18 protein-coding genes are annotated in these 17747 nt (G+C 68.3%); 6 read left to right on the top strand and 12 right to left on the bottom strand.

The window, feature by feature from the left end; all coding sequences use genetic code 11:
• Positions 1–24: 24 nt before the first annotated feature.
• Complete coding sequence (locus tag NA8_RS02690) at positions 25–1221, bottom strand: helix-turn-helix domain-containing protein (RefSeq protein ID WP_157106484.1); 1197 nt, start codon at positions 1219–1221, stop codon at positions 25–27.
• A gap of 315 nt (positions 1222–1536) precedes the next feature.
• Here NA8_RS02690 and NA8_RS02685 point away from each other — a divergent pair, with 315 nt between their 5' ends.
• Complete coding sequence (locus tag NA8_RS02685; RefSeq protein ID WP_063048717.1) at positions 1537–1833, top strand: hypothetical protein; 297 nt, start codon at positions 1537–1539, stop codon at positions 1831–1833.
• A gap of 127 nt (positions 1834–1960) precedes the next feature.
• Here NA8_RS02685 and NA8_RS02680 read toward each other — a convergent pair whose 3' ends face one another.
• Positions 1961–2320 carry an Rv2640c family ArsR-like transcriptional regulator gene (locus NA8_RS02680; RefSeq protein WP_040868902.1) on the bottom strand — a complete coding sequence of 120 codons (360 nt, stop codon included), beginning with the start codon at positions 2318–2320 and terminating at the stop codon, positions 1961–1963.
• A gap of 98 nt (positions 2321–2418) precedes the next feature.
• Between NA8_RS02680 and NA8_RS02675 the strand changes: the two genes are divergently transcribed.
• Together NA8_RS02675 and NA8_RS33405 are read left to right on the top strand one after the other, a co-directional pair.
• Positions 2419–2943 carry an ArsI/CadI family heavy metal resistance metalloenzyme gene (locus tag NA8_RS02675; RefSeq protein ID WP_063048716.1) on the top strand — a complete coding sequence of 175 codons (525 nt, stop codon included), beginning with the start codon at positions 2419–2421 and terminating at the stop codon, positions 2941–2943.
• A gap of 46 nt (positions 2944–2989) precedes the next feature.
• Entirely contained in the window at positions 2990–3172 is a 183-nt protein-coding gene (locus tag NA8_RS33405; protein ID WP_157106483.1) for a hypothetical protein, read from the top strand.
• A 106-nt stretch (positions 3173–3278) separates the two neighbouring features.
• Here NA8_RS33405 and NA8_RS02670 read toward each other — a convergent pair whose 3' ends face one another.
• The 6 genes from NA8_RS02670 to NA8_RS02645 form a co-directional block, all read right to left on the bottom strand.
• The gene (locus tag NA8_RS02670) at positions 3279–3998 is read right to left on the bottom strand and encodes a DUF8020 domain-containing protein (protein WP_245663644.1); all 720 of its coding nucleotides are present in this window, start codon (positions 3996–3998) and stop codon (positions 3279–3281) included.
• Positions 3999–4170: 172 nt separating this feature from the next.
• Positions 4171–4929, bottom strand: coding sequence for a DUF8020 domain-containing protein (locus tag NA8_RS02665; protein WP_063048714.1), 759 nt, complete (start codon positions 4927–4929; stop codon positions 4171–4173).
• Between the two features lie 89 nt (positions 4930–5018).
• Entirely contained in the window at positions 5019–6488 is a 1470-nt protein-coding gene (locus NA8_RS02660) for a PepSY-associated TM helix domain-containing protein (protein ID WP_245663643.1), read from the bottom strand.
• Positions 6489–6829: 341 nt separating this feature from the next.
• The gene (locus NA8_RS02655; RefSeq protein WP_169810443.1) at positions 6830–7393 is read right to left on the bottom strand and encodes a hypothetical protein; all 564 of its coding nucleotides are present in this window, start codon (positions 7391–7393) and stop codon (positions 6830–6832) included.
• A gap of 145 nt (positions 7394–7538) precedes the next feature.
• Entirely contained in the window at positions 7539–9197 is a 1659-nt protein-coding gene (locus NA8_RS02650; RefSeq protein ID WP_063048712.1) for an acyl-CoA synthetase, read from the bottom strand.
• A gap of 176 nt (positions 9198–9373) precedes the next feature.
• The gene (locus NA8_RS02645) at positions 9374–10999 is read right to left on the bottom strand and encodes an acyl-CoA synthetase (protein WP_063048711.1); all 1626 of its coding nucleotides are present in this window, start codon (positions 10997–10999) and stop codon (positions 9374–9376) included.
• 250 nt (positions 11000–11249) lie between these two features.
• On the opposite strand from NA8_RS02645, the gene NA8_RS02640 reads away from it, so the two are divergent.
• Positions 11250–11852: a carboxymuconolactone decarboxylase family protein gene (locus NA8_RS02640; RefSeq protein ID WP_063048768.1), complete on the top strand. Its 603-nt coding sequence runs from the start codon at positions 11250–11252 to the stop codon at positions 11850–11852.
• Here NA8_RS02640 and NA8_RS02635 read toward each other — a convergent pair.
• Both NA8_RS02635 and NA8_RS02630 read right to left on the bottom strand, forming a co-directional pair.
• Entirely contained in the window at positions 11820–12320 is a 501-nt protein-coding gene (locus tag NA8_RS02635; protein WP_063048710.1) for an ArsR/SmtB family transcription factor, read from the bottom strand. The two genes, NA8_RS02640 and NA8_RS02635, sit on opposite strands and share 33 nt — an antisense overlap.
• A 162-nt stretch (positions 12321–12482) precedes the next feature.
• Positions 12483–13037 (bottom strand): hypothetical protein, encoded by a 555-nt coding sequence (locus tag NA8_RS02630; RefSeq protein ID WP_245663642.1) that lies wholly within the window; start codon positions 13035–13037, stop codon positions 12483–12485.
• Positions 13038–13507: 470 nt separating this feature from the next.
• On the opposite strand from NA8_RS02630, the gene NA8_RS33400 reads away from it, so the two are divergent.
• Positions 13508–13672, top strand: coding sequence for a hypothetical protein (locus tag NA8_RS33400; protein WP_157106482.1), 165 nt, complete (start codon positions 13508–13510; stop codon positions 13670–13672).
• The gene (locus NA8_RS02625; protein ID WP_063048709.1) at positions 13672–14607 is read left to right on the top strand and encodes a phosphatidylinositol mannoside acyltransferase; all 936 of its coding nucleotides are present in this window, start codon (positions 13672–13674) and stop codon (positions 14605–14607) included. The genes NA8_RS33400 and NA8_RS02625 overlap by 1 nt, the downstream gene beginning before the upstream one ends.
• A 454-nt stretch (positions 14608–15061) precedes the next feature.
• Here the strand turns inward: NA8_RS02625 and NA8_RS02620 are convergent, their stop codons facing one another.
• Both NA8_RS02620 and NA8_RS02615 read right to left on the bottom strand, forming a co-directional pair.
• Positions 15062–16291 (bottom strand): acyl-CoA dehydrogenase family protein, encoded by a 1230-nt coding sequence (locus NA8_RS02620; RefSeq protein WP_062969375.1) that lies wholly within the window; start codon positions 16289–16291, stop codon positions 15062–15064.
• Positions 16292–16324: 33 nt separating this feature from the next.
• A complete protein-coding gene (locus NA8_RS02615; protein WP_439957359.1) occupies positions 16325–17719 on the bottom strand; it encodes an acyl-CoA dehydrogenase family protein in 1395 nt (464 codons plus the stop codon).
• Positions 17720–17747 lie beyond the last annotated feature (28 nt).

Below are 17747 nucleotides of genomic sequence, written 5' to 3'. Positions count from 1 at the left end.
GTGGGAGGACAAACAGGGCGAGGTCTACACCAATACGGTCGCCGCGTAGAAGTCCAGGTCCCGGACCGGTTGTGTCGTGGCCCACGGTTCGAATTCCGCCCGGGTTTGCGCGTATGCCCGGCGCAGCCTCGGCGAGGTGTTCTGCGCGGCCAGCTCCAGGGCATGCCTGGCGGCTGCGCACGCACGGTCGACGTCACGTGGCACGGTCAGTTGCGCGAGGCTGAGATTCCACAAGGCCCGGTCGCGGGCCGCATGGGCCGGGATCAGTCCCAGCACTCCGTCGATCGTGTCGGCCGCCGCTTCGAGTTCGCCACCCGTTTCCAGGCAGCGGGCGGTCATGGCGCCGGTCGTCCACGCACTCTGGTAGTAGCAGTAGGACGCGTTCGGAGTCGTCTGCTCGGTGAATTCGTCGCGTACTCGAAGCAGCTGTCGCCACGCGTCGAGGGTGCGTCCGTCGGAGGCGAATGCCTGCGCGGCGCACAGCTTGCGAAAGTCGTCGACGCGACCGTCCTTCACCCGCGGCCGCAGCATTCCGTCCGCGAGGGCGGCGGCAGTTCGGAATTCGCGCATGTGGACCGCCAGTTGGGTCCGGTGACAGAGGATGCCGGTCGCGATATCAAGGTCACCGGATTCGTCCGCGTGCCGATAGGCGATTCGAAACTGCTTGTCCGCGTCGGCCAGATCGCCCTGATCCCACGCGGACCACGCGCTGCTGGCCATGGCCTCCGCGGTCAGCGATTGCAGTGCCGGGCGCAGACTCGCCGGACAGTCGCGCAGCAGCGATACGCATGTCCGCGCTTGTGCTTCGATGATCGGTCGCGCCGCATCCGACCCCAGCTGGTCATCCAGTAGTTGCGCGGAGTGCACGGTGTTGCGCAGATGGCCGATCGCGTCGGACGTGACGGCCGGACAACCACCGCTTCTGCCCATCGTCGCCACGCCGATGACCGCGCCGGTGGCGGCGATGAAGTGTCGCCGGTTCACGTCCAGGTCTCCGATCAACGCCCGGAAACGCTTCTGCGCACCATGGTCCGCATCTTTCAACACCGTGTCCAGCCGCGCTTGATGGCCGATACCGATGTGACGGTTCGGCCGGCTCTCCCAGAAGCTCACCGTCCGTTGACCGCAACGCAGCAGGTCCGCGAGGTCGCTCTGCGTCAACCTGCACGCGTGGCGCAGCGTCTTCACATCCGCGCCGGTCCACATCGTCACCTCTGCCACGGTGCCCCCTCGGCCCCTGCTGAACGGTCGTTGCTGCCGATTGCTCGAACTTGCGTGTCCGTTGCCTTCCACCAGGCATTTTGCCCCGGCATTGTGGCCTGTGTACCTGGAACCGGGAAACCTTGTCGCACAACCGAACCCTGTGCGGCGGGACGTCCGAATCGTGCACGACACATCGTGGCTGGTGGCGTTGCGTCTCTGGGCCCGGCTCGACCGACGATCGCGAGGGGCCTGTCCGTGCAGAACATTCCTGATGGGGACGCTCCGTCGTCCCGCCGCGGTCGACGGCCACCAGCGCGACCCAGAGGCGACCGCATGATCTACGACCAACGCGCCGAAGCCGAGATAGCCGTTCTCACCGACGTCATCGTCGCTGTCGACGCCGCACTGGCGGTCGCCGCGTGCGAGGGCCGCCGCCCCAGCGATCAGCGCGCTCACCTGGTCGCGATCGTGCTCTACGAGTTGATCGACAGTGCCCGAACGGTGGCCGGACCCGATACCGGCCGCCTCTACGCCGCCCCCCTTCTCGATCACCCTCTCGAAAACGCGGCACCCGACCTGTCCCCGCTCGACCTCTTGATCCCCCTCCTCATCGACCGCCACACCTCCTGACGCCCCCGCCTGCCGGAGCGCAGCCCCGATGCCTCCCTCGGCAGCCGCATGTAGGAATGATCAGCCCTCCCTGGATATCGCACGGGTGGCACATCGCCCGGCGAGCCGCGATACGCCACTCGCGAGATCAGCGGCAGCAGTTGGGATCCAGGACCACGCACAGTGCTGCCAGAGCGTCGCGGCGGGCGCGGTGGAAGGTGTTCATGCCGCGGCGTTCGGAGTCCACGAGACCGGCTTTGCGAAGTTGGCCGAGGTGGTGGCTGACCGTCGATTCCGACACTCCGACGGCTGCGGCGAGGTCGCCGCCGTTCTCCTCGCCGGGCGGGCTGGTCAGCAGCAGCGACAAGAGTTTCACGCGCACCGGGTCGGCGATCGCCTTCAGGCGCAGTGCCACTTCCAGCGCGGCAGCGTCGTCGACCGGTCCGGCGGCGACCGGCGGGCAGCAGACCGGGGCGGACATGTCGATCACGGGCAGCGTCTTGGGCATGCGATCAACACTACCGACTCTGTTGACATATGTCGAAAAGGTGGCAGACTCGGCACTGAAGAAGTTCTTCGATATATGTCACACAAGTGGAGGTAGTCATGTCCCGCATCCAGCTCGCCCTCAACGTCGACGACATCGACCGGGCCGTGCAGTTCTACTCGACCCTCTTCGCCGCCGAGCCCGCCAAGCGCAAGCCCGGCTATGCCAACTTCGCCATCGACGAACCACCGCTGAAGCTCGTGCTGATCGAGAATCCCGGCCATGGCGGCAGTGTCAACCACCTCGGTGTCGAGGTCGAGACCTCCGGCCAGGTGCACGCCGAGATCGCGCGCCTCTCGGAAGCGGGATTGTTCACCGAAGAGCAGATCGCCACCACCTGTTGCTTCGCCACCCAGGACAAGGTCTGGGTCGCCGCCCCGGACGCCGAACGCTGGGAGGTCTACACCGTCCTTGCCGACAGCGACACCTTCGGCGCCGCCCCCGCCGGTGCGGCCGAACTCACCGACGCCGAAGCGGTCCAGGCCTGCTGCGGCACCGCCGAGGAAGCCGCCGCCGAAGGCGCGTGCTGCGGCTCGACCGCGAAGAAAGCGGCGGTCGCCTCCGGCGCCACCTGCTGCAACTGATTCGGCCGGCTGAAGATTCTCACCCCCGAAGCCGTCGAAGCCTCCGATGCCGTCATCACCACGGGTGGCGGTGACGCTTGCCCCTACTATCCGGGAAAAACCCCGTTATCTCGACGGGAAACTCGACGACCCCGCCGGGCAAGATCACGACACCGTGCGTGCCATCCGCCACCAGATCGAACGACATGTACGCACCCTGCTCGCCGACCTCGCGATAGCGACGACATGATGTAGGCCGCGCATATCGCGCCCGGCGCGCTTTCACAGAGAAAGCCGGGCGGGTCCGTGACCCACCCGGCTCGTGTAGATACTTGGAATTCGGTCCTCCGTATCGATCAGAACGGCGTGAAGAAGAAGCCGAACCACGCGCCGACGGCTGCGCCGACCGCGCAACCGATGACGGCGCCGACGATGAAGAACCAGATGCCGATGGCAATGCCGATCGCGCAACCGATCGCCGCGCCGAGCACGGCGCCGCCGAACAGGGCGTCGTGCATCAAGCCCTGCACCTCGGGTGCGACCGCGCCGGGCGACGGCACACCGGCCGCCGGTGTCAGCGTCAGTGTCCTAGCCGACGGGTCGACCGATGGTATGACGCTGAAGTTCTGACCGGTCTCCATACGCAGTGTCGTCGGGATCGCGCCGACGATCGTGCCCTCGTCGGAGAGCACGTTGACCGCGGCCGGTGTGACTTCGAACCGTCCCGAAGCCAGGTCGACCGTAGCCGTGCGGTGATCCGCCGCGAGCGTTGTCGTGTAGGAGATAGGCCCATCCACCCCGTTCATCGTGAGGTCTGCCAGGGTGCCCTCACCGTGTGCTGTGGCCATTGCTATGCCCGTTGACGCGACGGCCAACAGGGCGGTAGCCACCAATTTCTTGATAAACATTGGAAGTCCAATCATCGGACGATGTTGTTGGATTTCCCCCGGACGGGCGACAGTGACCGTCGCGTATAATCTTTCACCCTCAACCTGAGCACTGTCGATAGGCGTCGGGTATGAGAAATTTTCGTATTCGCGGTCGGATTTTTCCCCTAAAGATCGACGCTGCCGCACTCCCGGGTCGCTACTCGGTGGCATGGAATCGGCGAAGCTCTAACCACGCGCAAGCCCTGTGATTCTTCTTGACCAGAAAACAGCCCGATGACCGAGTCGGAAATGAATACTCCCGTACCTCCCCGGCTCACGCCGAAGCCCCGGCACCGGTGCCGGGACTTCGGCGAGAAGGTTACTTCTGGGGTTCAGGTGCCTTGGGCATGGGCGAATTGATCGTGCTGAAGTACATGATCGCCGCGCCGATGGCGACCGGGGCCGTCACCAGGATCTGGCCCGCCACCGTGCCGAGGGCGCCGACGGCGACGATGCCGCCGAGGCAGCCGACGGCGGCGGCCGGGATGAACGGGCCGAACATGCCGACGATGGTGGCCGCGGCGACGGTCGCTCCGGCGATGCCGCCGAGGATGCAGCCGACCGAGGCGCCGCCGATACCGCCGACCAGCGTGCCGATGGTGGCGCCCATGGAGACGGTGCTGGTCAAACGGGACCAGGCGGCCTGCTCACGGTCGTACTCGGTCTTCCACGGCGCCTTGTCCTCGAACGGCAGGGCGACCGGCTTATAGGTCGCGTGCGCCAGGTCGAACTGTGGCGTCAGCGTCGCGGTGCGTTCGGAGATTTCGGCGGCGATGGGGAATTCGAACTCGTCGAGGTGGAAGGTCAACGGCGCGCCCGCGACGACGGTGCCGTCGGCGGCCTTCAGCTTCAGCACCTGGTCCTCGACCACCAGCGAGCCGGAATCGGTGGTGATGATGCTGGAGGTCTCGGTGGCGTGTGCGGTGAATCCGACACTCCCGGCGGCAGTCTCGGTAGACGCGGCCTCCGCGGACGCGGCGTCGACGGGAACGGCGGGCGCGGCGGAACTCGTGCCCGCGCAGATGCACACGGCGGCGGTCGTGAATGCCGCGGCCAGGGCGAGTTTCGTGATGTGCATGGAAATCCTTGGTTTCGGAGGCATGGCGAAGCGACGGCCATACCTTGTGAGGTTCGGTAGGTCGTGGAAGAACGGGCTTTCGCCCGTGGTCACGCGGTGGCGCGCCTGCGTCCGGCAACGCCGATCAGCACGTCGATCGCGAGGAAGACGAGCAGGCTCCACCCGACCAGCGGGACGAACGACCCCACCACCAGCGCGGCGGCCGCCAGTGGAACGACCAGCCGCAGCGAGGACTTGCGCAGCGCGCCGCGTCGCGGAGCCCGGCCGAGGGCGAACCGGCCCGCATCCCGGGTCGGCCGTCGGCGCCACCACATCAGGTAGCCGCGCACGATCACGGTGGTCAGGCCGATCATCGCCGCGAGCAGCAACAACTGATTGAGCAGCCCGAACATCAGCCCCATGTGGAACTGGATGCCCCAGTTGGTGAGCTTGGCCATCAGCGGCCACTCGGCATAGGGCAGTCGATCGGTGACCGCGCCGGTCGCGCCGTCGACGGCCACCGAGTCGACGGTGTAGACGCCGGACATCCGGCGTTCCTTCACCGCGAACGCCTTGCCCGGCGCGGCCGGGACGGCGATCTCGGCCGCCTGCGTGATGCCTTCTGCGCGGGCGCTCGCGTACACCCGATCCAGCTGGGCGATCCGGTCTGCCGGGTCGGCGGGTGCGTGCTCCGCGTGGCCGCCGCCATGGTGGTCGGAGCTCGAATCATGCTCGGAAGCAACGGCTCCGGGCAAGGCGGTGCTGACCGCGGGTGTGGTCCAGCTGAACTGCTCACGCAGTTCGGTGATGTTCTCGCCCGCGTAGGTCGACCAGGTCATGCCGGTGGCCGACAGCAGTAGCACGAGCGCAAGCACCCACATCCCGACCGCGCCGTGCCAGTTCAGGGTGCGGCCCCGCGCGCGCTGTGACCGGTCGACCGCCCAGAGCCATCCCCAGCCGTCGCGGGCCCGGCGGGCCCGCACCCGGCGCACCCAGATGAGAAGACCGGCCAGCGCGACGATCCACAGCCAGGACGCGGCGAGTTCGCTGTAGAGCCGGCCGGGCTCGCCCAGATGCAGGTCTCGGTGCAACCGATCGATCCAGGTGCGCATCGGCAGCGCACCGGAGCTGCCGTACACGACGGCATCGCCCACCGGCTGCGCGGTGTAGGGGTTCACGAACACCGCCCGCCGCTCGGATTCGCCCAGCGACGGGTCGCTGAACAGCACGCGAGTGGTGTCTTCGGCGCCGGCCGCCGGGGCGACGGCGACGAGCGGCAGATCCGGCCGGGTGGCGACGGCCGCGCCGACCTGGTCCGCCAGCGGCTTCGGCGTTCCGCTCTCGGTGACCGTCAGCAGGTCGCGCGACGCGATCGACTCGAGCGTCGGCGAGATCGCGTAGAGCGCGCCGGTGACGGCCGCTATGAGGATGAACGGCCCGACGAACACTCCTGCGTAGAAGTGCAGCCGCATGGCCAGCGCGTACAGGCTGTTGCGCGCGGTGGTCCGGCGGGCGGCGGCGGGGGAGTCCGACGTCTCCGGCAAGTCGGCGTCGGAAGTGATGGTTTCTGTTGTACTCACGGTCGTTTCGTTTCTCACGGCGGGAACCCCGGACGGGCGCACACCGCTTCCCGGTGGCCGGGGACAAGCGGCCACTGCGGCGACAGCGCGTACCTCGCGGACGCTGGTCGCCGAACTACCGGAAGCGGCGGCCTTTCGGCCGACGGTGAACGCGCTCATCAGGGGAAGCGTGATCGCACCGCGGCTCGGAAGGATGGTTCGCGACCCGGACGGCACATCGCGTCGGCACGCTCAGGTATGGGCACGAGAGTGCGCGGCGATAGGCGTGCTGCACGGGAAAGACCATGACGGTGAGCAGTACTCGCGCCACGGCGCCACGTGCACCGGGTGGGGGGTGGAAATCAGAGAACGACCGCGAAGGGCGGAGCCCGCGTGCGCAACGCCTCCGCGGCGAACACGCGCAGGACGACCCGATCGCGGTGGAGCGTCCGCAGAGCGACGCGCTCGGTGACGAGGGGCGGGGTGTGGCGCAGCGGGAGCACGCGGCGCAGCACCGCGGTCCCGATCCGGTACGCGGTCTCCGCGCCGCGGATCACGATGGCCGCCGCGAAGGCCGCGCACAGGTGGGCGACGAGCATGGCCGGAGTCAGCTGGGCATCACCGTGGTGCAGGTGCCCCGAGCTGATCCCCATGGTGAAGTGCCCGAGCAGCTGCCCGGCGACCAGCGCCGCGATCAGCCCGGACGACGTCTCGCGCAACGGGGCCAGGCTCGCCACCAGCGCGCCGATCACGGCGGACGCGGCGGCGAGCAGCGCCACCGCGGTGGTGTCCGGCAACATGCCGCCCGAAGCCCAGCCGTGCGCCGCTACGGAAACGGCCCCCGAGATCGCACCGGCCGAACCACCGCGCAGCCGCGCGACGGCGCCGCGACGTCCCGCGGCAGACCGGTCGAACTCATAACTCACCCGCTGATGATAGCCGACCGATTGCAGGCGCTCGACCGCGTCGGCAGGCGCCGATAGGCGACGTGACGTGCGGTTTCCGAGTGGAAATAGGTCGGTCTTCCGGGGAGCGGCATACGCCACCCCGGAAGACCCGGTCCGCGCGCCGTCAGCCCGCCTCGACCTCCATCTCGATCAGCGGCTTGCGTAGCAGCTTGCCGGTCGCGTTGCGGGGCAGCTCGTCGAGGAAGACCACCTCGCGCGGAACCTTGTAGCGGGCGAGGTTCGCCTTGACGTAGTCCTTGATCTCCTGCGGGTCGCGCTTGGAGTCGGGGCCGGGGACGACGAAGGCACGCAGCCGCTTGCCGAACTCACGGTCGTCCACGCCGACGACAGCGGCTTCGAAGATGTCGTCGCGGCCCGCGATGAGGTTCTCCACCTCGAGCGGGAAGACGTTCTCGCCGCCGGAGACGATCATGTCGTCGTCGCGACCGTCGATGTAGAGCAGGCCGTCGGAGTCGAAATGTCCCACGTCGCCGCTGGACATCATGCCGTCGACGACCTCCTTGGTACGGCCGTCGGTGTAGCCGGTGAAGGCGAAGCCGTTGTCCACGAAGATGGTTCCGGTGACGTTCGGCTCGGTGATCGGCTTGCGGTTCTCGTCCAGCAGCACGATCCGGATGCCGACCGGCGCCTTGCCCGCGGTGGTCGGCGCCTTGCGCAGATCCTCGGGGGTGGCGACCGTCATGACGGCGCACTCGGTGGAGCCGTAGAGGTTGTAGAGGCTGTCGTTGAAGTGGTCCAGCGTGCGGGTTACCACGTCGGGCGCGATGGCCGAGCCCGCCGCGAAGATCACCTTGACGCTGCTGACGTCGTACTTCGCCAGCACGTCCGCATCCAGGTCGAGGATGCGTTGCAACATGGTCGGGACCACGACCAGCGAATCCGCCTTGTAGGTCTGGATATTCGCCAGCGTCTGCTCGGGATTGAAGCGGCGCTGCTGGAAGACCACCCGATTGCCCAGCGCGAGACCGAGGGTGAACTGGGACAGGCCGGTGCCGTGGAAGATCGGCGCCGCCATCAGCATGGTGCCGTTGTTGGGCAGCGGCACCCGGTCGATGAACTGAGCCGAGGCGAAGGGGCTGACCCGGTCGCGTGGCGCGCCCTTGGGGGTGCCGGTCGTCCCGCTGGTCAGGATGACTATGCCGCCCGGCTTGGCGGGCGCGGGCAGCGCGGCGCCGGACTGCCCGGTGATCAGCGAGTCGATGGTCGGTACCGCGGGATCGGCGTTGTCCTTCTCGTCCACCCAGGTGAGGATGCGCGGGATCGCGGCGGGGATGGCGCTCATCAGGTCGATGAACTCGCTGTCGTGCAGCACCGCCTTGACGTTCTCCCGCTCGGCCACGTCGGCGAACTGCGGCTTGGCGAACCCGGTGTTCATCAGCACCCCGCGCACGCCGAGCTTGCCGGTGGCCAGCAGGCTCAGCACCATGCCGCGGTGGTCGCGGGCCAGGATCGCCACCACGTCACCGGGATTGATGCCTTTGTTCTGCAATCCGCGGGCGAGGGCGTTCGACTGCTCGTTGAGCTGGCCGAAGGTCAGCTCCCCGCCTTCGTCGACGATGGCCACGGCATGCGGCCTGGTCTGCGCGGCGTGCATGACGACCCCGGCGAACGGGCCGAACTTCAAGATATTGAACGCCGACCGCGCCGCGTGGTCGGGGCGCAGCGGATTGAACAGCCGCCGCTTGACCATCACGTTCACGCCAAGGGCCAGATCGCCCGCCTTGCGGGCGGTGCCGCCCAGCGCGGGGAGGGAAAGAGACATCGACGACAACCTTCCGGCGGTGTCACCCGGTGGTCCTCCGGGTGGTGCGGACCGCAATTTCGATACCCAGTGCTGGCGCTAACAGTAGCAAGCTCGTGTAACCGGCTGTGTCATGTATCTCAGCGGGTGCTACCCGCTGGTAGCGGGCCGGGCGCGGGAGCCCGGCCCGCTGCGGATCAGGCCTGGACCTCGTAGTCCACCAGCACGCGGCGCAGCAGCTTGCCGGTCGCGTTGCGCGGCAGGTCGTCGAGGAAGACCACCTCGCGCGGCACCTTGTACCGCGCCAGGTTGTTCTTCACGTACGCCTTGATCTCCTCGCCGTCGGGGGATTGGCCCGGCTCGGGGACGACGAAGGCGCGCAGGCGCTTTCCGAATTCCACGTCGTCCACGCCGACCACCGCCACGTCGAAGACGTCGGGCCGTTCCAGCAGCAGGTTCTCCACCTCCTGCGGGAAGACGTTCTCGCCGCCGGAGACGATCATGTCGTCGTCGCGGCCGTCCACCATGAGCAGGCCGTTGTCGTCGAAATGGCCGACGTCGCCGCTGGACATGTAGCCGTCGATGATCTGCTTGTGCCTGCCGTCGGTGTAGCCCTCGAACGGCGCGCCGCTGCGGATGAAGATCCGCCCCGTGGTGTTGATCGCGGTGACGCGCTGGTCGTTGTCGTCATAGAGCCGCACTTCGCAGGTGATCGGGGCGCGCCCGACGGTGCCGGGCGCGAGGGCGAGATCCTCCGGATTCGCCACGGTCGCCACGGCGCACTCGGTGGAGCCGTAGAGGTTGTAGAGCACCGGGCCGAACGCCTCGGTGGCCTTGATGGTGAGTTCGGGCGACAGCGCCGAACCGGCCAGCACGATCGCCTTCAGGGAGGACGTGTCGTACTTCGCCCGGATCGCCGGATCGAGCTCGACCATCCGGTGCAGCATCGTGGGCACCGCCACGAGCATGTCGGCCTTGTGCTCGGCGACCAGGGCGAGCGTCGCCTCGGCGTCGAACCGGCGGCGCACCACCACCTTGTTGGACAGGGCCGCGCCGACCAGCCAGGTGGCCAGGCCGGTGCTGTGGAAGATCGGCGAGACGATCACCTGGGTGCCACGCTGCGGGAACGGGATGCGATCGACCATCTGCGCGGTGGACAGCGGAGTGACCTTGGTGCGCGGCGCACCCTTCGGCAGGCCGGTGGTGCCACTGGTCAGGATGATGAAGCCGCCGGGCTTGCTCGGCGCGGGCAGCGGGTCGGCGGAGTTGGCGGCGACCAGATCGTCGATGGTCTGCGCGCCCTCGGGCAGTGCGGTGCCCTCGTCGACCCAGGTGAGGTAGCGCGGCAGGTCGGTGGGCAGCGCGTCGAGCAGGCCGAGGAACTCGCTGTCGTGCAGCACGGCCCTGACCTTCTCGCGCTGGCACACCTCGGCGAACTGCGGCTTGGCGAACCCGGTGTTCATCAGCGCCACCCGCACGCCGAGCTTGCCCGCGGCGGCCATGGCGATGATCAGGCCGCGGTGGTCGCGCGCGAGCAGGCCGATCACCATGCCCTCGGTGATGCCCGCCGCCTGCAATCCGCGGGCGACGGCCGTGGACCGGTCGTCCAGTTCGCGGTAGGTCAGGGCGCCTGCCTCGTCCACGATGCCGGGCGCGTCCGGCGCCACCCGCGCGGAGTGCCTGATCAAGGTGGCCTGGGGGCCGAGGATGCGCGACTCCTTCATCGTCCGCAGCGTCTCCAGTGGCTTCCGGGGATCGGTGACACCTCGGGAGCGCAGCACACCCAGCGCCTTCACGGCCTCCAGCGTGTGGGCCAAGTTCATGTCGAATTACCTCCACAAAACCCTCGCGTCGGTCCTCGACCTAGCGAACCGGTACGGCGTGTTGACTTGCCACCGTAGCAGTGCGGAGTGTGACAGGTCACAATTGAACCGGACAAATCAGTCTCGGATCGGTAGCGTCCGCCGCTGGTAGGAGCGGTGCGCGGCCCGATTCCGGGTTTCGGCTAGTGGCTACCGGTCAGTAGCGCTACCCTCGCAACGTCTCGATCCCGCTCGAAGGGAGATGCGGCCGATGTCCGCTCCGCAGGACCGCCAACCGTTCATCGATGTTCCCGGCGATCTGCCCGGCATCCGGAGTCTGTTCGCGTTCAAACCCGAAACCGGCGCGGCGCTGAGCGAATTCGCGCAAACCTTGTTGCGTGGGTTGTCTCCGCTGACGCCGGGGGAGCGCGAGACGATCGCCGCGTACGTGTCCTCGCGCAACGAGACCTATTTCTGCACACAGTCGCACGCGGCGACGGCGGCGGCGTTGGTGGACGGCGGTCGCGACGTGATCGATGCCGTCATCGAAGACGTGGAGTCCGCCGCGATAGATCCGAAACTCCGTGCGCTGCTGAGGATCGCGGACAAGGTGCGGCAGTCGGGGCTGGCGGTGACTGCCGAGGACGTCGAGCAGGCGCGCGCGGCGGGCGCGAAAGACGAGGACATCCACGACGCGGTGCTGGTAGCGGCCGCGTTCTGCATGTTCAACCGCTACGTCGACGGCCTCGCCACGGTCGCGCCCCGGGAACGTGCGGCCTACGAGCAGATGGGCGCGGTGCTCGCCACCGCCGGATACGTCGCCGCCGCTGCGGCGCCCGGATCAGCGCCTGGCGCTGGCGAGGGCGACCAGTAACGGAACCACCCTGGCGGCCGGGACCTCGAACCGGCCACGGCCCGCGGTGTGCAGCCAGCCCACCGCGGCCAGCTGCCGCAGATGGTGATAGATCTGGCCGGAGTCGCCGACGCCGTCTACTCCGGCGAGTTCGGCCGCGGTTCTGCGCCCGCCCATGATCTCGCGCAGCAGACGCAGCCGGACCGGGCTGCCCAATGCGGCAAGGCATTCGGCGGTCTCGGCCCAGTCGTCCTCGATCAGGTCACCGGTGGTGAACCTGGCCTGCCATGCGCGCTGCTGGTCGTTGGGCAGGCGGACCGACCCGGCGAAGACGACGCCGCCGTTGGGCTCGTCGGCCGCCGCGAACTCCTCCCGCAGGCGAGCCACCGCCCACTCCGCGGTGACCGGAGGAAGGCTCTCCGGCCGTACTGTCTCTTCCAGCGCGCTGAGCCGCCGCTCCAGCTCGGCGACTCGGTCTTCCAGACTCACGGATCCAAAAGTTACGGAAGTACGTATTCTCCGACAAACCGAGGGCTCCGGTCCCGCGGGCGGCGGGAGCCGGAGCCCGCGGATCTCAGTTGTAGACGGCGCCGAACGACGGGACCGAGATCGTGCCCAGCCGGTAGGCGTATCCGTCCGGGTTCTCGTCGCTCACGGGCACCGACCAGCGGTGCCACAACGATCCGTACACCGCGGCGACGACCGGACCCGCGCCGTGTCCAGGGCGCGGGTGCGAATGGTGGTGTCCACCGGAACATCGTTGTGCTCGTAGAGGAGTTCGGTGCCGCTGCGTCCGTTGGCCAGGTTGATCCACAGCACCTCGAGCTTCGCGCCGCCCTGGTTCGGCGAGATGGTGCCCGGCCCGCCGAAGAACCCGAGGCGCAATCCGTCGACCCCGAGGGCGATGCCCGATCCGTAGACGCCAGGCCCCTCGCCGCGTCCGATGTCCGACTGCGCGGGAATCTGGAACGGTTGCGCGGGCAAGGCCGCCTGCTCGGCCTCGGCCAGCTGCCCGGAGGCGATCAGCCGATCGATTGCCTGCTCGGCTGCCGCGTTCCCGGCCGCGGCGGCACGCAGTTGCTGCGCGGCGGCAGTCCAGTCCACTGTGGCAGGCTGCGCGGCGGCGTGCCCGGCGAAGGGCGCTACCAACACCGCGGAGGCGGCGAAGGCGGTAGCGAGGCGACGCGTAAGACTCAGTCGTTGCATAACCAGTTCTCCTCGAAGTTTTCTGGTACAGCTCGAGTGAAAATACGTCCGCTGATTCGTCGATCCAGCGACTCAGGGCGATAGGCTGCCTGGTCGGTGCGCCACCTGTCCAGGGGTGAACGCCGAATGGTGTGATCGTGTCGTTGACTCATCGACGCAGCGGCGTGCCCGTCAGCGGGTCGAGCGCGATGGATCCTAGGGGCGCAACGGTTTCCGCGCCCCGCGCCGCCCTACGAAACGGGCCGCCGACGGCGTTGGGACATTCCGTGGTCGACATCATGGCGCCAAGCGATGTGGCTGCCGACCAGGGGCTGCGTGGGCGCATCCTCGATAAACCGTTCCGTATGGTCTGGCCGAGGGTAGTGTGGGTTTCGAGGCGACCGCCGAATCCGCGGCGGCGGTGACCGTATCTGTACGGTGTGCCACCCAATCGGGCGTCATCGATCGCGAATGAGCGGAGAATCCAGAAAATGCATCGAAGTAACCGGTCACCTTTGTTCAGCCATCCGAGTGAGCCCGCCGAGGTCGGCGCGCCTGCGGCCGGAGTTCCCGTGCCCGTATTCAGCGACGTCGTCGCCGCGACGCCGTCCGCGGCGACCGACGAAGCGGGACCGGTCGACTCCGGCGGCGATTAGTGCATCCGGCCGGCCGGGTTTGGGACCTGGGTTACGCCGCCGGCTGGCGGCTGGTGCGCGCCCTGCCGGAACCGCTGGCCGTCCGCCTCTTCGACGCGGGAGCCGAACGCGCGGCCCGCGACGGTGGACCGAACCAATTGCGGCGCAATCTCTCCCGTGTCATGGGCACCGCGCCGGACGAGGTGCCGCATGCGCTGGTCCGGGCGAGTCTGCGCTCCTATGCCCGGTACTGGCGGGAAGCCTTTCGGCTGCCGTCGATGGACCCGGTGCGGCTGGCCGACACCATCGAATCCTCGGCGTCCGGGCTGGAACACATCCACCAGGCGGTCGACCGCGGCACCGGCGCGGTGCTCGCCCTGCCGCACAGCGGTAATTGGGACCTGGCCGGAGTCTGGCTGGTGCAGCGCGTCGGCTCGCCGACTGTGGTCGCCGAGCGGCTCGCGCCGGATTCGTTGTTCCGGCGCTTCGTCCGTTTCCGTGAACGTCTGGGTTTCGAGATCATCCCGCTCACCGGCACCGCGACGCCGCCGTTCCCGCAGCTGCTCGCCAGGATCCGGCAGGGACGAATAGTCGGACTGCTCGGTGAACGCGACCTGTCCGGTACGGGCGTACCAGTCACCTTCTTCGGTGAGCCCGCTCGGCTACCGGCCGGTCCGGCCCGGCTGGCGATCGACACCGGCGCGCCACTGCTTCCCGTGCACTGCTGGTTCACCCCGGACGGGTGGGGAGTCCACGTGGATCCACCGCTCGACACCAGCCGTGGAGTGGCCGAGACCACCCAGGCGCTGGCCGATCACTTCGCCGCCGGTATCGCCGCCCACCCCGCCGACTGGCACATGCTCCAGCCCCTCTGGACGGCCGACCTCACGGCCGCCCAGCTCGCGCGCCAGACCCCCGTCCCGCCGGACCGAACCGCTCAACAGTCGGATGGTTAGGTCAACGACCTGCGCGGGTGAGCGCTGTCACCGAGGAGCCGACCCGCACGCCCCGGGTCCTCCTATGCCTCGCCGACACCGACCGCCGGATCGCCGACGAACGCATGCGGAAAGCAGCGGGACAAGTGGCCGACCGTGAATCCTTCGTCGGAGCGTCGCACCGCGACATCATCCGACATGGCGAGCGAACCAGGTCCTGAGGTGCCTCAGTCGCCGGGCAGCCCCCACGCGAATCCAGCGGCGATCACGAAACAACTGACAATCGAAATGAGAACAATGCTCCACATGTGCGCGAAGGATACGGAACATCCGGTCCGGAAGCCATAGTTGCCTGATCGCCAAATCGCTTCGGTGGACACGTCATTCGTTTTGCTCAACGGACTGGAAACGAAAAATCCGGTGCGAGTCCGAGAAGCTCGCACCGGATTTCGTTACCGGATCGTCTAAGCCGGCATCACTTCAGCTCGGCGCTGGTCTTGCCCAGCACGCGGCGGGCGACGATGAGCTGCTGGATCTGCTGGGTGCCTTCGAAGATGTCGAGAATCTTCGAGTCGCGGCCCCACTTCTCCAGCAGGGTGCGCTGGGAGTAGCCGATGGCGCCGGCCAGTTCGACGGCCTTCAAGGTGACGTCGGTGCCGGTGCGGCCCGCCTTCGCCTTGGACATGGACGCCTCGAGCGAGTTGGGCTTCTTGTTGTCGGCCATCCACGCGGCGCGCAGGGCGAGCAGGTAGGCGGCCTCGTAATCGGCTTCCATCCGCAGGAATTCGGCGGCGGCGGCGTGCTGGTTGTTGGCCGGGCTGTCGTAGGAGATCTCCACACCGGCGCCGGTCAGGATCGAGCGCAGCTCCTCGAGCGCGGCGCGGGCGACGCCGATCGCCATCGCGGCGACGAGCGGACGGGTGTTGTCGAAGGTCTGCATGACCCCGGCAAAACCCTTCTCCACGTTGACTTCCGGGCTGCCGAGGATGTTGTCCTTCGGAATCCGGCAGTCCTGCAACAGCAGCACGGCGGTGTCGGAGGCCTTGATGCCGAGCTTGTGCTCGAGCCGGGCCACCGAGAGGCCGGGAGCGTCGCGCGGCACGACGAACGACTTGATCGCCGCGCGTCCGAGGCTCTTGTCCACCGTCGCCCAGACCACGATGTGGGTCGAGCGCTGACCCGCGGTGACGAAGATCTTCTCGCCGTTGAGCACCCACTCGTCGCCGTCGAGCACGGCGGTGGTGGACACGGCGGCGGAGTCGGAGCCGAACGACGGCTCGGTGATCGCCATCGAGGCCCACACCTTGCCGAAGCGCTTCAACTGCTCGTCGGTGGCCACGGCGGCGATGGCCGCGTTGCCCAGGCCCTGGTAGGGGATCGACAGCATGAGGCCGACGTCGCCCCAGGAGGTCTCCAGCGCGTTCAGCAGCGCGGACATGTTGCCGCCGTTGGTGTTCCCGAGCAGCTCGGTAGCGTGACGGTCGGTGTCGCTGTCGTCGGAACGGCCACCGGCGGCGCCGCCGATCTTCTGGGTGCCGGAGTCGGCCAGACCCTCGACCATGGCGGCCATGGTGTCCAGCTCGACCGGGTAGTCGTGCTCGGCGAGGTCGTACTTGCGCGAGATCGGGCGGAAGATCTCCTGCGCGACCTGGTGCGCCTGGTTCGCGCTGGCCCGCAGCTTCTTGGGGAGTTCGAGATTGATCATGGGTGAGGTCTCCTGGAGAACGGAACGGGCCGGTTAGATGAGCACGACACCTTCGGCGATGCCGATGGCCCGCAGGTCGCGGTACCAACGCTCGACCGGGTGTTCCTTGGTGAAGCCGTGACCGCCGAGCAGTTGCACGCCGTCGAGGCCGATCTGCATGCCCTTGTCGGTGGCGAGCTTGCGGGCCAGCGCCGCCTCGCGGCCGAAGGACAGGCCCTGCTCCGCGCGCGAAGCGCCGCGCAGCGTCACCAGCCGCAGGCCGTCGAGTTCGATGGCGATGTTGGCGACCATGAAGGCGACCGCCTGACGGTGCGAGATCGGCTCGCCGAACGCTTCGCGCTCGTTCACGTACGGGATCACGTAGTCCAGCACGGCCTTACCGGTGCCCGCGGCCAGCGAAGCCCAGCCGAGGCGGGCCAGGCGCACGGCGTCGGCGTACTCCTCGGCGCGGGTCGCCGCGTCACCATCGCCCAGGATGGCGTCGGTGCCGACCGCGACGTTGTCCAGGATCAGGCGGCCCAGGCCCGCGGCGCGCAGACCCATGCTCGGATCGGCCTCCACCACCAGGCCCGGCGCGTCCGACTCGACGATGAACAGCGCGGGACGGCCGTCCAGCTCCGCGGCGACGAGGAACAGCTCGGCATCGGCCGCGGCGGGCACCAGGCTCTTCACGCCCGAGATGCGGTAGCCGCTCGGCGAGCGCACCGCCTTGGTGTCCAGGGCGAACGGATCGAACAGGGCGCGCGGCTCGCTGATCACCACGGAGGCCTGCGGCACGTTCTCACCGGTGAAGGACGGCAGGTAAGTCTTCTGCTGCGCGTCGCTGCCCCACTGCGAGAGCGCGACCGCGACGCCGCTGGGCGCCAGGATGGGCAGGGCCAGGCCCATGTCGCCGTGCGCGAGCGCCTCGGCGACCAGCGAGTTGGTCACCGCACCGCGCTCGGAGGCCGCACCCTCGAGTTCCTCGGGCACGTTGATCAGGGTGATGCCGAGTTCGGCGGCGCGCTCGAGCAGGTCGCGGGGCGCGTTGGCGGCGTTGTCGGCCTCGTAGGCGGCCGGGCGCAGGATCTCGGCGGCGAACTCCCGCACCGTCTCGACGATCATCTGCTGTTCGTCGGACGGCGTCAGGTCGAAGAAGTCCTTGTTCTTCGCCTCGTTGGTGGCCAGGCGCTTCGGCGCGCCGCTGCCCGCCACCCTGGCGAACGCGCGGGTCGCCGCGCCGAGCGTACGGAAGCCGGTCTTGGTGCCCTCATAGGTGACGCGCTCGATCGGCTTGCGCAGGTTGTATTTCTCGGCGAGTTCCGACCCGGTGAGGGTCGTCATGACCCGCATCGCCGCGCCCATCCAATCCCGCTTGGGTTGGGTCAGGCCGACCGCGGACGTGTCTGGACGTCGCGTCGTTGCGCTGTCTCGAGTGCTCATCATCACCTGTTTTCTCGGACGGATTCGGTGCGGT

This window comes from Nocardia arthritidis NBRC 100137 (assembly GCF_001612765.1).
Lineage (GTDB): Bacteria > Actinomycetota > Actinomycetes > Mycobacteriales > Mycobacteriaceae > Nocardia > Nocardia arthritidis.
Note: the sequence above shows the minus strand (reverse complement) of the source record. Positions and strands in the feature narration are given on the sequence as shown.

Coding starts and splice junctions, on each gene's coding strand:
- NA8_RS02685 (WP_063048717.1), top strand. CDS start 1,537: ATGATCTACGACCAACGCGCCGAAGCCGAGATAGCCGTTCTCACCGAC.
- NA8_RS02680 (WP_040868902.1), bottom strand. CDS start 2,320: ATGCCCAAGACGCTGCCCGTGATCGACATGTCCGCCCCGGTCTGCTGC.
- NA8_RS02675 (WP_063048716.1), top strand. CDS start 2,419: ATGTCCCGCATCCAGCTCGCCCTCAACGTCGACGACATCGACCGGGCC.
- NA8_RS33405 (WP_157106483.1), top strand. CDS start 2,990: ATGCCGTCATCACCACGGGTGGCGGTGACGCTTGCCCCTACTATCCGG.
- NA8_RS02665 (WP_063048714.1), bottom strand. CDS start 4,929: ATGCACATCACGAAACTCGCCCTGGCCGCGGCATTCACGACCGCCGCC.
- NA8_RS02650 (WP_063048712.1), bottom strand. CDS start 9,197: ATGTCTCTTTCCCTCCCCGCGCTGGGCGGCACCGCCCGCAAGGCGGGC.
- NA8_RS02645 (WP_063048711.1), bottom strand. CDS start 10,999: ATGAACTTGGCCCACACGCTGGAGGCCGTGAAGGCGCTGGGTGTGCTG.
- NA8_RS02640 (WP_063048768.1), top strand. CDS start 11,250: ATGTCCGCTCCGCAGGACCGCCAACCGTTCATCGATGTTCCCGGCGAT.
- NA8_RS02630 (WP_245663642.1), bottom strand. CDS start 13,037: ATGCAACGACTGAGTCTTACGCGTCGCCTCGCTACCGCCTTCGCCGCC.
- NA8_RS33400 (WP_157106482.1), top strand. CDS start 13,508: ATGCATCGAAGTAACCGGTCACCTTTGTTCAGCCATCCGAGTGAGCCC.
- NA8_RS02620 (WP_062969375.1), bottom strand. CDS start 16,291: ATGATCAATCTCGAACTCCCCAAGAAGCTGCGGGCCAGCGCGAACCAG.